Here is a 13,412-nt window from a genome sequence, read left to right as displayed (position 1 = left end):
ACGAAACCCCCGGCGCGCACCGGATTTGGTGCACGCCGAGGGCGTACGCCCTTGCTCACACGCCGTAGCGGGCGGGTCGCTCCGGGCCGGGTCGCGGCAGGTCAGGCCAGGGAAGCGGAGAGGGTGATGGTGGTGCCGGTCAGCGCCTGGCTCACCGGGCAGTTCGCCTTCGCGTCCTCGGCGGCCTTCACGAAGCCCGCCTCGTCCAGGCCCGGAACGGTGCCGACCACGGTCAGGTGGATGCCGGTGATGCCGGTGCCCGGCTGGAACGTCACGTCCGCCTTGGTCTCCAGCTTGGTGGGCGGGGTGCCCGCGCCGGTCAGGCCGTGCGACAGCGCCATCGAGAAGCACGCCGAGTGCGCGCCCGCGATCAGCTCCTCCGGGCTGGTCTTCCCGTTCGCGGCCTCGGCCCGGGACGGCCAGGACACCGGGAACTCGCCGATGCCGGAGGAGTCGAAGGTCACCAGGCCCTTGCCGTCGAGCAGGTTGCCCTCCCACTCGGTGTGCGCGGTGCGGGTCGTTGCCACGATCAGGTACCTCCTGTAGGGGGAACTGCCGGTCGAACTGCTCCACCCGCGACCGCACTTGCGGCCGCGGCCCGCCCAGCCTAGGGCCTGACCGCCCGCCCGGCAGGGGAACGCCGCGCCGCCGCGCCAGGCCGCCGTCCGGTGGTCGCCGGGTGGTCGTCCGGCCGTCGTCCGGTGGTCGTCCGGTGGTCGTCCAGCGGCCGTCCCACATCCCGGAACGTGTCGGCAAACGGGGCGAGAAGGGGGTGTTTGCCCTGTTAGATTGGCCGTTCGCCCGCGCCCGGGGCGGCCGGTCCGCCGTGCCCCGCCGCGTCCGGAGCCCACCGAACCCGCATCGGAGCCACCCCCATGACGGACCAGCCCACCCCCGTCCCGACGGAGATCGACCCTGCCGTGCGGGCCGAGCTGACCCGCCTGCGCGAGTCGATCGACAACATCGACGCCGCCGTCGTCCACATGCTCGCCGAGCGCTTCAAGGCCACCCAGCAGGTCGGCCGGCTCAAGGCCGAGCACCGGCTGCCGCCCGCCGACCAGGAGCGCGAGCGCCGGCAGATCGCCCGACTGCGCGAACTGGCCGTCAGCGCCCGCCTGGACCCGGTGTTCGCGGAGAAGTTCCTGAACTTCATCATCGCCGAGGTGATCCGGCATCACGAGGCGATCGCCGAGGACAGCAGCCGCGCCGGGAGCTGACCGGCGTCCGGCCCGGGCCGGCGTCGGGCCACGGCCGGCGCGTCCGGCCCGGGTGTCCGGTCCGCGTAAGGAGCGGATTTCGCGCCGTCCGGTGGGCGGGTTAGCGTGCTGTCCTTCGGAGGAGGCGGTTTCGGTGTCGGTAGCGGTGACCGAGAGGACCACGCAGGAGCAGGGCTGGCGCAAGCGCCGGCCCTGGTACGTCGAACTGCCCGTGATGATCGCCGTCGGCCTGGCGGTCGCGGTCGTGATCAAGTCCTGCCTGTTTCAGATGTTCTCCATCCCGTCCGGCTCGATGGAGAACACCCTCCAGGTCGGCGACCGGGTCGCCGTCAACAAGCTTGCCCCGCTGACCGGTTGGAAGCCCGAGCCGGGCGAGCCGGTGGTGTTCAAGGACCCGGGCGGCTGGCTGCCGCCCACCCCGAAGGACAGCAACGCCTTCACCGGCACCCTGCACTCCGGCCTCAGCGCGATCGGCCTGCTGCCGCCCGGCGACGACTACCTGGTCAAGCGGGTCATCGCCACCGGCGGCCAGACCGTCGCCTGCCGCGGCACCACCCTCACCGTCGACGGCCAGCCCGTCAGCGAGCCCTACCTGCACCCCGGCGACGACTCCTGCTCCGGACTGGACTTCGGCCCCGTCACCGTCCCCGCCGACCACGTCTGGGTGGAGGGCGACCACCGCAGCGACTCCGCCGACTCCCGCTACCACCGCGACCAGCCCGGCGGCGGCGCCGTCCCCGTCGCCGACCTGGTCGGGCCGACCACCGCCGTGGTCTGGCCGCTCAACCACTTCACCTGGTTCGGCTGGACCGGCCGCTGAGCCCGCGTCAGGCCGACACGCCACGCCGCAGGCGGACGGTGCAGGCCGCGGCGACGGCCGCCGAGAGCAGGGCCAGCGCGGCGGTCTCCGCCCACTGGAACGGCCAGTAGCGGTCGGCGGGCTGGTACTCGGCGCGCTGCGTCAGGTGCAGTGCGTCGATCGCCTCCCGGCACTGCGCGAGCGAACCGACGTCCGGCCCGCACACGTCCGGGGCGGGCCCGGTGAACGGCCGGCCGTCGGCGGTCAGCGTCCGGACCGACACCACCCAGGCACCCGGCGCCGACACCGGCACCGAGACGTACAGCCGCCGGCCCTCGATCCGGATCACTCCCGGCCGGTCCGGGGCCAGCGTCACCGCGCGGTCCGCCCGTACCGGCGCCGCGACGTGGGCGCGCACCAGCAGCGGGACCGCGATCTGCACGGCGGCCAGGACCGCCAGGACGACCGCCATCGCCGCGACCTGACGGCGCAGCAGCAGGCCCGCCGCCACGCCCACCGCGAGACCGAACAGCGCCCAGCCGACCGGCGCGAGACCGTGCGCGGCGAACACCGGCGGACCGAAGCGGCCCGGCAGGGCCGACTCGCCGTCCCCGCCGGGCAGGGCGGCCGCCCGGTCCAGCGGAGCCGCCCATCGGGTCACCAGGAGGGAGAGCAGGCCGGACAGCAGAAGGGTCGAGGCGCCGACGAGGGCGAGGCGGACGGTCAGCCAGCGGGTGCGGGTGACGCCCTGGGTCCACGTCAGGCGGAACGATCCCGACTCCAACTCCCGTGCCACCAACGGCACACCCGCGAACATGCCGAGCAGCGCGGGCAGGACCAGCAGCAGCGCCGTGCCGAGGTGGAACAGTGCGGTGACGGTGCTGTCGGCGCGCAGCGAAGCGGCGAAGGCGGCCTGGGCCTGCGCGCAGCCGGTCGCGGTGGCGGCGCAGGCCGGGAGGCCGGCGGCGGCGTAGAGGTCCGCCGGCCGGTGGCCGGACGGGAGGTAGACGGCGCAGGCGGCGGCCAGCGCGGCGAGCGCCGTCCAGGCCTGTGCGCGGTACTGGCGCCACGTCAACCAGATCATCGGGCCTCCTCCAACTGCTCCAGCACGTACGCCTCCAGGTCGCGGCCACCGGCCAGCAGATCGGTCAGAGGACCGGCGGCCCGGACCCGGCCGCGGCCGAGCACGATCAGGTGGTCGCAGTCCCGGGCAAGGTCGGAGACCAGATGGGAGGACATCAGGATGGTCGCCCCGCTGTCGGCCCGGGCCTGCGCCAGGGAGTCCAGGAACTCCCGCCGGGCCAGCGGGTCCAGCGCCGCCACCGGCTCGTCCAGCACCAGCAGGTCCGGGCGCTTGGCCAGGGCCAGGGTCAGGGCGAGCTGGGCCCGTTGGCCGCCGGAGAGCCGGGCCGCGCGACGATGCGGGTCGAGGCCCAGCTCGTCGATCCGGCGCCGGGCCCAGGCGCGGTCCCAGGTCCGGTTCAGCCGGGAGCCGAGCTTCAGGTGCTCGGCGACCGTCAACGAGCGGTGGACGGGGGCGTCCTGGCCGACGAAGCCGATCCGCGCCAGCCGCGGTCCGGCCGGTGGGCCGCCCAGTACGCGCAACTCACCCTCGGTCGGCCGCAGCAGACCCACCGCCAACTGCAACAGGGTGCTCTTGCCCGCGCCGTTCGGCCCCACCAGGCCGGCCATCCGCCCGGCCGGCACCTCCCACGTACAGCCCCGCAGCGCCCAACCGCCGCGATAGCGCCTACCTACGTCCCGTGCCTCGATCACAAGCCCTCCTCCGGTTTCGGACCCGGCACACCCTTCCGGTCGGCGGGGGCGCGCCGCGTCGTGCTCCGGACCGGACCTGCGACCGGTACCGGGGGACGATCGGCGCGGTCGAAGAGCGGGGCCCGGCACCGGCGGGCCTGCTCGCGCCCGCCGTTTTGCAGGTGCCCCGACGGGCCCCGGCGGGGTGCGTCGGTCCCGGGGACGACGACGCCTGTCGTCCTCCGGTCCGATCCGCCCCGGCGGCGGGCACCGCTACCGTGGCGCGCATGGATCTGCACCGACCGCTCGGCGTCCGGGCACGGGCCGTGGTGGACGGCGTGGTGGCGGCCGTGCTGGCCGGGCTGGCGGCGTCGGCGGCGTGGGACGCGACCTCGTCCGGCCCGCACCAGGTGGACGTCACGCTCGCCTCGCCGGTGGGGCTCGGGCCGCGACCGGCGGACTGGGCGATGGTCGCGGTGGCCGCGCTCGCGGCGCCGTTCGCCCGGCGTCGCCCTGCCGTCGTCGTACCGGCCGTGCTCGTGCTCGCGGCGCTGAGCGCCGGGACGGCGGCGTCGCCCGCGCCCTGGGTGGCCGTGGCCGCGGTGCTGTACCCCGCGCCGCGCGCGCTGCCCGCCCGGACGGCCGGCGGACTGCTGGCGGCGGCGCTCGCGGTGGCCGCGCTGTGCCGGACGGGCGTGCTGCACTGGCCCTGGGCGCGCCCCGAACTCGGCGGCCCCGGAGCGTCGTTGACGGTCGTGCTGATCCTGGTGACCGGCTGGACGGCCGGGTACGCGACGGACCAGCGCCGCCGTCGCCGGGCCGAGGACGAACGCTCCCGGCTGCGCGAGGAACGCGTGCTGATCGCCCGCGAACTGCACGACGTGGTGGCGCACAGCCTCGGAGTGATCGCGGTGCAGGCCGGGGTCGCCAACCACATCGCGGCCCAGCAGCCCGAACAGGCGCGGCTCGCGCTGGCCTCGATCGAGGAGACCAGCCGCACCGCGCTGGACGAGATGCGGGCCCTGCTGGGCGTGCTGCGCACCGGCGAGGACGGCGAACGGCTGCCCGCGCCGCGACTGTCCGAACTGGACGAGGTGGTCCGCCGGGCGGCGGCCGCGGGTGTCCGGGTCGAGCTCGAACTGCTCGGTGAGCGACGGGAGTTGCCGCCGGGGCTGGAACTGGCCGGCTACCGGGTGGTGCAGGAGGCGGTGACCAACGTGGTCCGGCACGCGGGCACCGACCGCTGCCGGGTGCGGGTCGAGTACCGGGCGGACGCGCTGGCGCTGAGCGTCGTCGACGAGGGGCGGGGCGGCGGCGCCGGGAGCGCCGGCGTCCCCGGGCGTGGTGGCGGGCACGGGAGCGGCGGAGTTCTTGGGAGTGGTGGCGTCCACGGGAGTGGTGGCGGGCACGGGCTGGCCGGGATGCGGGAACGGGTCGCGGTGCACGGCGGCGAGCTCCGGGCCGGCCGGCGCGAGGGCCGCGGCTTCGAGGTCGCGGCGCTCTTCCCGCTGGCGGTGGCCCGGTGATCCGGGTCCTGGTCGCCGACGACCAGGCGCTGGTGCGCGGCAGCTTCCGGCTGCTGGTCGACTCCGCGCCCGACCTGACGGCGGTCGGCGAGGCCGCGGACGGCATCGAGGCACTCGAACTCGCCCGCCGGGAACGGCCCGACGTGGTCCTGATGGACATCCGGATGCCCCGGCTGGACGGCATCGAAGCCACCCGTGAACTCGCCGCCGACCCCGCGCTGGCCGACGTCCGGGTGCTGGTGCTGACCACCTTCGACCTGGACGACTACGCGTTCGCGGCGCTGCGCGCGGGCGCGGCCGGGTTCCTGCTCAAGGACACCCGACCCGCCGAACTCCTGGAGGCGGTACGGGTGGTGGCCGCCGGGCAGGCGCTGCTGGCACCCCGGGTGACGCGCCGGCTGATCGAGGAGTACACCCGTCGGCCCGAGCCCGCGGGCGTGCCCGTGTCCGCCTCGCTCGCCGGGACCACCGAACGCGAGCGGGAGGTGCTGTCGCTGGTCGGGCTCGGCCTGTCCAACGAGGAGATCGCTGCGCACCTGCACGTCAGCCTGTCCACGGCGAAGACGCACATCGGTCGGCTGCTGCAGAAGCTGGCCGCCCGGGACCGGGCCCAACTGGTCATCGCCGCCTACGAGTCGGGGCTGATCCGGGCGGGCGGGAGCCGGGTCGTACGATGATCACGTGTTCATTCTTGAGCTGACCTACACCGCCCCGCTGGAACGCATCGACGCGCTGCTGCCCGCCCACGTCGCCTGGCTGGAACAGCACTACGCGAACGGCACCTTCCTCGCCTCCGGCCGCAAGGTTCCGCGCGACGGCGGCGTCATCATCGCCGTCGCGGAGAGCCGGGACGCCATCGAGGCCCTCGCCGCCACCGACCCCTTCGCCCAGGCCGGCGCGACCGCCTACCGCATCACCGAGTTCGTCCCCACCACCACCGGCCCGGAACTGGCCCCGCACCGCGAGAGCCTGCCGGCCTGACGGCGGTTGGCACGTCCGTGGCCCGGGTGGGGTCAGGGTTTGGCGGTGGCGGCCGACTGGGCGGCGAACGCGCCGGCGAGGACGAGGGCGCCGCCGAGGAGCTGGGGGGTGCCGAGGTGTTCGCCGAGGAGGATCCAGGCGAGGACGGTGGCGACGACGGCTTCGAGGTTGGCGACCACGCCGGCGACGGGCGGGGAGAGGTGCTGGACCGAGGCGACGCCGGTGAGGTAGGCGAGGACGGTGGCGACCAGGATCATCCAGAGGGCGGGGACCAGGGCGGGCAGGTGGTGGCCGTTCATGGTGACGGAACGGGTCAGGAGTGACCAGTCGGCGTCCCACGGGCGGGTGAACGCGGTGAGCAGGATCGCGCCGATCAGCAGCCCGTACGCGGAGACCGCCAGCGGGTCGACGGGGCGGTCGCCCTCGCGGCCGGCGTCGGCGAGGACGAAGTAGCCGACCTGGCAGCAGGCCGCGCCGAGGGCGAACAGGACGCCGAGCGCGTCGAAGGACAGGCCGTGCCAGACCTCGACGACGCAGGCCAGGCCCGCCACCGCGACGCCCGCGCCGGCCGCCGCGCGGCGGGAGACGGGGCGGCGCTGCACGAGCCGGACGTAGCCGAGCAGCAGCGGCGGGCCCAGGTACTCGATCAGCAGGGCGACGCCGACCGGGATGCGGGAGATCGCCGCGAAGTAGCAGGCCTGCACGCCGGCGACGGCGAGCAGGCCGAAGCCGAGCAGCAGTCCGGGGCGGCGGCGTACGGCGTCGCGGTGCTTCCAGGCGACCGGCAGCAGGACCAGTGCCGCGCCGGCCACCCGCAGCCACACCGTGTGGGTGGGGGAGAGCCCGGCCTCGATCAGCGGCTTGGCCGCTGTGCCGGAGCCGCCGAAGGCGACCGCGGAGACCAGTGCCAGCACCAGGCCGAGCTTGGCGGCGCGGTGGGCGGGAGAGGGTTCGGAGGGGCGGTCCGCCGGGGGTGCCTGCCGGGGGTCGAGCGACATGGCGGAGGGGTCCGAGCTGCTGTGCATCGCCGCATTGTGCCAGCTCGGACCCCTCCGTCGTAAGGTGCTATCCCGCAGGTTGGTCCTGTGTGCCGAGCAGCCCGCCGGCACCGCCGTTCCCGGCCGGGGTGCTCGGATCCGGCGAGGTGGCGCCCCCGCTGGGCTTGGCCGACGGGCTGCGGCTGGGCCGCGGCAGGGTGCCGTCGCCACCGTTCCCGGTGCCGCCGGTGGGCCGCGAGCTCGGGCTGCCGGTGCCGTCGGAGGCGGACGGGGACGGCGTGGCGGAGACCTCGTCCGACGCGGACGGGGTCTGGCTCGGCGAGGGGGAGTCCGACGGCACGGACGGGACGGTGGTGGCCGGCGTCCGGCTCGCGCCGGGGAAGGAGCTGACCGGCTGACCCGCCAGCGCGGACTTCATGTAGGCCGTCCAGATCTGCGCCGGGAACTTGCCGCCCGCCGCGCTGCCCGCGCCGCCGACGCCGTCCAGGCTGACCTGCTTGCCGGTGGTCGGATCCTGACCGAACAGGCCGACCACGGTGACCAGTTCGGGCGTGTAGCCGGCGAACCAGACCGACTTGGAGTCGTCGGTGGTGCCGGTCTTGCCGGCCGTCGGGCGGTTCAGCGAGGAGGCCCGGTAGCCGGTGCCGCCCTGGTCCTCGACGACGCCGCGGAGGATCGCGGTGGTGCTGCGGGCGGCGTCCTTGGAGATCGCCTGAGTGGCCTTGTGCTCGGGCAGCGAGACCTGCTCGCCGCCGGACTCCAGCGACTTCACCAGCCACGGCGTGATCTGCTGGCCGTCGTTGTCCAGCGTGGCGTACACGCCGGCCAGTTCCAGCGCGCTCGGGCTGGAGGTGCCCAGCGAGATCGACGGGATGGCCTTCAGCTGCGGGGTGTCGGCGGGCAGGCCGAGCGCCACCGCGGTGGCGCGGACCTTCTCCAGACCGGTGTCCTGGGCGAGCTGCGCGAAGACCGAGTTCACGGACCAGTCGGTGGCCTGCTGGAGGCTTATCTGACCGTACGAGCGCTCACCCTCGTTCGGCGGCGCGTAGGGCACGCCCTTGGCGCCGCGCACCGGCCGCCGGTTGGTGCCGTCGTAGACGGTGTCGGCGCTGATCCGGTCGCCGTACTGGGTGCGCGCCCCGGAGTCCAGGGCGGCGGCCAGCGCGATCGCCTTGAAGGTGGAACCGGCCTGGTAGTCGGTGCGGGTGGCGTTGTCGATCCAGTGCTTGGTGGCGTCGGCGCCGCCGTACAGCGCCAGCACCTGCCCGGTCTTCGGGTCGACCGACACCGCGCCGGCCTGCGCGGCCGCGTCGACCTTGCGGGAGTCCGGCTTCAGGTTGTCGGTCAGCTGGGCCTGCACCGCGTCCTGCAGCTGCTGCTGCTTCTTGGAGTCGACGGTCAGCGTGATGGTGTTGCCGCCCTGCGCGAGCTGCGCGTCGCTGAGGATGTGGTGCTCGGTCAGGTACGAGGTGGCGGCCGACACCAGGTAACCGGCCTGGCCCGACAGGCCCGGCGCGGACTTCGGCGCCTGCACCTCCGGGAAGGTCGTCTGCTGCCGCTCCTCGGCGCTCAGCCACTTCTTCGCGACCATGCCGTCGAGCACGTAGTTCCAGCGCGCCGTCGCCTTCTGCTTGCCGTTCTCGGTCGCCGAGGACACGTCGTACGCGCTGGGCGCGTTCAGCAGCGTCGCCAGGTACGCGCCCTGGGCGGCGTTCAGCTGGCTGGCGTCCACCCCGAAGTAGGCCTGCGCGGCGGCCTGGATGCCGTACGCGCCGCGCCCGTAGTACGAGGTGTTCAGGTAGGAGGAGAGGATCTCGTCCTTGCTCTGGGTGGCGTCGACCTTGAACGCGATGAAGACTTCCTTCACCTTGCGGCTGACGGTCTGCTTCTGGTTCAGGTACGCGTTCTTCACGTACTGCTGGGTGATCGTCGAGCCGCCCTGGGTGGCGCCCCCGGAAGCGGTGTTGAAGGCGGCGCGGGCCATGCCCTTGAAGTTGACCGCGCCCTCCGAGTAGAAGTTGCGGTCCTCGGCGGCCAGCGCGGCGTGCTGCGCCTCCTTGGAGACCTTGTCCAGCGGGACGTTCTGCCGGTTGGTCTGCCCGGTGCGGGCCAGCAGGGTGCCGTCCGAGTACAGCCAGGTGTTGGACTGCGCGGTGGCCGCGGCGTGCGCGTCCGGCACCTTGACCAGGGCGACCCCCAGCGCGAACAGGCCGACGCCCAGCAGCACCGAGGCCGCCATGCCGATCAGCGCCGTCCGCCAGGTGGGTATCAGCCTGCGCCACCCGGTCCGTTTCGTACGTTCACGAGGCTTTCGAGGCAACGGAGACCTTCCCGCAGGCCCCGGACGGGCTGCTCGCTCGGGCGAGGGTACGAACCTCGCCAGCTTGATCGATAGACTTGTCAGATGTTAGGGGCCTATGTCCCATTTCTCCTAAGGCGATCTTTAAATACCTCTTAGCGGGATGTCGCCCGCTTCCTCAACGAGCGGACCCCGCAAGGGGACATGGGCCGCCCGATCACGCGATCGAGGCGTACGTCACAGACGCGAAAACGCCGAAGGCCCCTCGCTCTCGCGAGGGGCCTTCGGTTGTCTGTGCGCCGCCAGGGACTCGAACCCCGGACCCGCTGATTAAGAGTCAGCTGCTCTAACCAACTGAGCTAGCGGCGCTTGCTGACGGAGGGAACATTACACGGTTCCCGACCTGCGGTGAAACCGGCCCGCCCGGGGTCGGCCGGCACTCCGGGAACGCCGAAGGCCCCCCGCTTTCGCGAGGGGCCTTCGGTTGTCTGTGCGCCGCCAGGGACTCGAACCCCGGACCCGCTGATTAAGAGTCAGCTGCTCTAACCAACTGAGCTAGCGGCGCCTGCTGACCTGGAGAACACTACACGTCCGGCACCGTTCCGCCGAATCGTGACAGGCCCGCCACGCAGCGTGCCCGCCGCTCAGCGCGGGGGCGGGAGCCTGGCCAGGAACACCTCGAAGGCGGTCGACTTCACCTTGTTCGGCCCGACGAACGGGTAGTTCATCTCCTTGATCGCGATCAGCGACAGCCCGATCAGCCCGGCCAGCGACACCACCATCAGCAGGTGCACCCAGGTGTTGGAGAGGCCGAACAGGAAGGTGAACGCGATGGTGACCGCCGCGCCCGCGATCAGCGACGCCCACAGCAGCGGCGGCACGCAGTCCGCGATCAGGTTCAGCCGGGCGCGGCGCTTGCTGGCCAGGCCGTCCACGTGCTGCACCAGGTTCTGGTAGATCGTCGAGTCCTGGTTGGTGCTGGGCTGGAAGGCCAGCGCGGAGTCGCGGATCTGGTACATCAGCGCCGTCGCCCCCGGGTCGCTCCGGTGCCCGGCCATCTCCTGCCACTCGGTGTTCACCACCGCGTGCGCGTAGCTGAGCGTCAGCCCCTCCAGCTTGGCGCCCTCCGGCAGCGGCATCTGCCGGGACATCCAGTAGACCCCGGCGAGCTCGTCCGCCTCCTCGAAGGTGGTCGCCCGCGCGGTCGAGGTGTTCTCCCAGACCACGATCACCACGAAGGCCACCAGCACCGCGTAGAACGCGCCCACCGCGGCGAAGATGAACCCCGCCACGTCGTTGCAGTTCTCCCGGGCGGGGACGGAGGCGTACCGCTGCACCAGGAACATGCAGGCCGCGGTGGCCACCAGCATGCCGACCAGGATGGCTCCATCGACCCAGTTCACGACGACCCCCACTGACCTCGGTGGACACCTGTACGCATACCGTCATCGGGCCACGCGGGCGCGGGCGGCGAACGGGGATGGGCCGACCGGTCGTCAGGCGCCGCCGGACAGCGCGGTGATCGCGAGGCGGCCGGCGGGGACGGACACGGAGGTGCAGCGACAAGGTCCGCCCCCAGTGTCCCCGCCGTCCTCCTTGACCTTCCGCGTTGCCCGTGAAGCGCCCGTCCGTCCATCCATCCGCCGAGGAATCTATCGGGCCAAACCGGGCGGACGGGACAAGCTGCCCGCCACACGCCCCGGACGGCCCCCGCTGTCACCCGGATCGCGCACTGCGGCGTCAACTCAGCCTGACGACCGGCCACATCGGCCGGAGCCGGGCCAATCGGCAGGCCGGACGCGGTGCGTGCGCCGCCGCGGACCGGATGTCAGGATCACCGGAGTCCAACTCCCCGGCCGCGCGCACCTCCTGCCGTGCGGCCATTCCGCGAAAGCAGGCCAATGACCGCCGCCCACGACCGCTACCGCCCGGTCCGCCGGATGCTGGCCCGCGACCGGGGCGAGTCCCACCGGGTCTCCACCCCCCTGGAGCTGTTCTTCGACCTGTGCTTCGTGGTGGCCATCGCCCAGGCCGGCCGCGAACTCGCCCACGCGCTCGCCCAGGGCGACCTCTCGCTCGCCCTGCCCGGATACCTGATGACCTTCTTCGCCATCTGGTGGGCGTGGATGAACTTCACCTGGTTCGCCTCCGCCTACGACGTGGACGACGTCCCCTACCGGCTCACCACGCTGGTCCAGATCACCGGCGTGCTGGTGCTCGCCGCCGGTGTGCCGCGACTCTTCGAGAACCAGAACCTCGACCTCGGCGTGACCGGCTACCTGCTGATGCGCCTCGCCATGGTCACCCAGTGGCTGCGCGCCGCCCGCGGCGAGACCGGGCCCGCCCGCACCGCCGCGCTGCGCTACGCCGTCGGCATCACGCTGGTCCAGGCGTTCTGGGTGGTGCTGGTGTTCGTCCCGCACGAGGCCCGGGCCCCGCTGTTCGCGGTGGGCGTGGTCGCCGAACTCGCCGTCCCCGTCTGGGCGGAACTGCACAACCGGACCCCGTGGCACCGGCACCACATCGCCGAACGGTACGGCCTGTTCACCATCATCGTGCTCGGCGAGACCGTCGCCGCCGCCACCGTCGCGATCCAGACCGCGCTGGACGAGCACAAGGCCGTCGCCGAACTGCTGCCGATCGCCGGCGGCGGGCTGCTGATCTGCTTCGGCGCCTGGTGGATCTACTTCGCCGACGACGCCCACCCCTACCTGGACTCCGTCCGGCGCGCGCTGCCCTGGGGCTACGGCCACTTCCTGATCTTCGCCTCGGCCGCCGCCGTCGGCGCGGGCCTGGAGGTCGCCGTCCAGCACGCCGTCGGCGCCACCCACCTCTCCGACCGCGCCGCGACCGCCGCCGTCACCGTCCCCACCGCGCTGTTCCTGTTCACCGTCTGGGCCCTGCACTCGCGCCACCACAAGCGCGGCGCCGCCCAGCCGGTCCTGCCGGTCACCGCACTGTCGGTGCTGGCTGCCACGCTGGCCGGGGACGCCGGCGTGCTGATCGCCGGCCTCCTGGTGGCGCTCGCCGTCACCATCGGCATCGCCATGACCGCACAGACCGCGAAACGGAGCTGACGACCCCCGTGCGCCTGGAAGACCTCCCCTACGCCCACCTGCTGCAACGCCACACCGGCCCGCTGCGGGCCGACGCCCGCTACGACACCGTCCACTTCGACGACCTCGACCTGACCGGCCAGCTCGGCGGCGCGAGCTTCCTGGAGTGCGCGTTCACCGGCGTCCGCGCGGAGAGCGCCAAGCTGCGCCGGGCCGGCTTCAACGAGGTGTGGCTGCACGGCGGGCGGCTGGTCGGCGTCGACCTCGCCGAGAGCGAGTGGCAGGACGCCGAGATCGACTCCACCGTGCTGGCCGGCATCTCCGCGTACAGCTCGGCGATCCGCCGCACGGTCTTCCGCCAGTGCAAGCTGGAGGCGGTCAACCTGCGCAGTGCGACGCTGCGCGACGTGGTGTTCGAGGACTGCCTGCTGCGCGACGTCGACCTCGCCGACGCCAAGCTCACCGACGTGTCGTTCCCGGGCTCCACGCTGGAGGACGTGCGGCTGCGGGGCGCGACGCTCAAGAACACCGACCTGCGCCGGGCCGCGCGGCTCGGCCTGCCGGACGGGCACCTGGGGCTGCGCGGCGCGATCATCTCGACCGGCCAACTGCTGGACCTGGCACCGCAGTTCGCACAGGCCCTGGGGATCTCGGTGAAGGACTGAACGAGAACTCCGGAGCGCCGTACCGGCCGTTCATCTGGTGAACGGTTCGACCAACGTTCGGTTCAGGTCATGGCCATGTCGCCCTCGGCTGCGTGAGGATGCTCGGCGTTCGGACA

The 13,412-nt window shown here is 73.2% G+C and carries 13 protein-coding genes and 2 tRNA genes; 7 read left to right on the top strand and 8 right to left on the bottom strand.

The genetic code is table 11. The annotated features are described in order from the left end of the window. Window positions 1-101 precede the first annotated feature (101 nt). Window positions 102-527, bottom strand: a complete 426-nt coding sequence (locus ACFV4P_RS26180) for an OsmC family protein (protein WP_380475064.1) — start codon at window positions 525-527, stop codon at window positions 102-104. Between the two features lie 348 nt (window positions 528-875). Here ACFV4P_RS26180 and ACFV4P_RS26175 point away from each other — a divergent pair, with 348 nt between their 5' ends. Continuing rightward, entirely contained in the window at window positions 876-1,217 is a 342-nt protein-coding gene (locus ACFV4P_RS26175) for a chorismate mutase (RefSeq protein WP_380475062.1), read from the top strand. Between the two features lie 133 nt (window positions 1,218-1,350). Further along, on the top strand, window positions 1,351-2,037 hold the full coding sequence (gene lepB / locus ACFV4P_RS26170; RefSeq protein WP_380475060.1) for a signal peptidase I: 687 nt from the start codon (window positions 1,351-1,353) through the stop codon (window positions 2,035-2,037). Window positions 2,038-2,044: 7 nt separating this feature from the next. Here lepB and ACFV4P_RS26165 read toward each other — a convergent pair whose 3' ends face one another. Then, window positions 2,045-3,100, bottom strand: coding sequence for a hypothetical protein (locus tag ACFV4P_RS26165; RefSeq protein WP_380475058.1), 1,056 nt, complete (start codon window positions 3,098-3,100; stop codon window positions 2,045-2,047). Further along, window positions 3,097-3,792, bottom strand: coding sequence for an ABC transporter ATP-binding protein (locus ACFV4P_RS26160; RefSeq protein ID WP_380475056.1), 696 nt, complete (start codon window positions 3,790-3,792; stop codon window positions 3,097-3,099). The genes ACFV4P_RS26165 and ACFV4P_RS26160 overlap by 4 nt, the downstream gene beginning before the upstream one ends. A 266-nt stretch (window positions 3,793-4,058) precedes the next feature. On the opposite strand from ACFV4P_RS26160, the gene ACFV4P_RS26155 reads away from it, so the two are divergent. Genes ACFV4P_RS26155 through ACFV4P_RS26145 form a run of 3 tightly spaced genes read left to right on the top strand, consistent with a single transcriptional unit; the run spans window position 4,059 to window position 6,278 of the window. After that, the gene (locus ACFV4P_RS26155) at window positions 4,059-5,297 is read left to right on the top strand and encodes a sensor histidine kinase (RefSeq protein WP_380475054.1); all 1,239 of its coding nucleotides are present in this window, start codon (window positions 4,059-4,061) and stop codon (window positions 5,295-5,297) included. Then, window positions 5,294-5,974 carry a response regulator gene (locus ACFV4P_RS26150; protein ID WP_380475052.1) on the top strand — a complete coding sequence of 227 codons (681 nt, stop codon included), beginning with the start codon at window positions 5,294-5,296 and terminating at the stop codon, window positions 5,972-5,974. The genes ACFV4P_RS26155 and ACFV4P_RS26150 overlap by 4 nt, the downstream gene beginning before the upstream one ends. A gap of 4 nt (window positions 5,975-5,978) precedes the next feature. Then, window positions 5,979-6,278 (top strand): YciI family protein, encoded by a 300-nt coding sequence (locus ACFV4P_RS26145; protein WP_380475050.1) that lies wholly within the window; start codon window positions 5,979-5,981, stop codon window positions 6,276-6,278. A 32-nt stretch (window positions 6,279-6,310) separates the two neighbouring features. Here ACFV4P_RS26145 and ACFV4P_RS26140 read toward each other — a convergent pair whose 3' ends face one another. The 5 genes from ACFV4P_RS26140 to ACFV4P_RS26120 form a co-directional block, all read right to left on the bottom strand. Continuing rightward, window positions 6,311-7,276 carry a DMT family transporter gene (locus ACFV4P_RS26140; protein ID WP_380475280.1) on the bottom strand — a complete coding sequence of 322 codons (966 nt, stop codon included), beginning with the start codon at window positions 7,274-7,276 and terminating at the stop codon, window positions 6,311-6,313. 67 nt (window positions 7,277-7,343) lie between these two features. Next, on the bottom strand, window positions 7,344-9,515 hold the full coding sequence (locus ACFV4P_RS26135; protein ID WP_380475048.1) for a transglycosylase domain-containing protein: 2,172 nt from the start codon (window positions 9,513-9,515) through the stop codon (window positions 7,344-7,346). A 355-nt stretch (window positions 9,516-9,870) separates the two neighbouring features. Further along, a tRNA-Lys gene (locus ACFV4P_RS26130) sits at window positions 9,871-9,944 on the bottom strand. A 122-nt stretch (window positions 9,945-10,066) separates the two neighbouring features. Then, a tRNA-Lys gene (locus ACFV4P_RS26125) sits at window positions 10,067-10,140 on the bottom strand. Window positions 10,141-10,219: 79 nt separating this feature from the next. Beyond that, window positions 10,220-10,978, bottom strand: coding sequence for a hypothetical protein (locus ACFV4P_RS26120; protein ID WP_380475046.1), 759 nt, complete (start codon window positions 10,976-10,978; stop codon window positions 10,220-10,222). A gap of 498 nt (window positions 10,979-11,476) precedes the next feature. On the opposite strand from ACFV4P_RS26120, the gene ACFV4P_RS26115 reads away from it, so the two are divergent. Next, complete coding sequence (locus ACFV4P_RS26115) at window positions 11,477-12,652, top strand: low temperature requirement protein A (RefSeq protein ID WP_380475044.1); 1,176 nt, start codon at window positions 11,477-11,479, stop codon at window positions 12,650-12,652. 8 nt (window positions 12,653-12,660) lie between these two features. Then, the gene (locus ACFV4P_RS26110; protein WP_380475042.1) at window positions 12,661-13,296 is read left to right on the top strand and encodes a pentapeptide repeat-containing protein; all 636 of its coding nucleotides are present in this window, start codon (window positions 12,661-12,663) and stop codon (window positions 13,294-13,296) included. The last annotated feature ends 116 nt before the right edge of the window (window positions 13,297-13,412 follow it).

This window comes from Kitasatospora sp. NPDC059795, assembly GCF_042732175.1.
Classification (GTDB): Bacteria; Actinomycetota; Actinomycetes; order Streptomycetales; family Streptomycetaceae; genus Kitasatospora.
The sequence above is the reverse complement of the archived record's forward strand: the minus strand, read 5'-3'. Positions and strand labels throughout refer to the sequence as shown.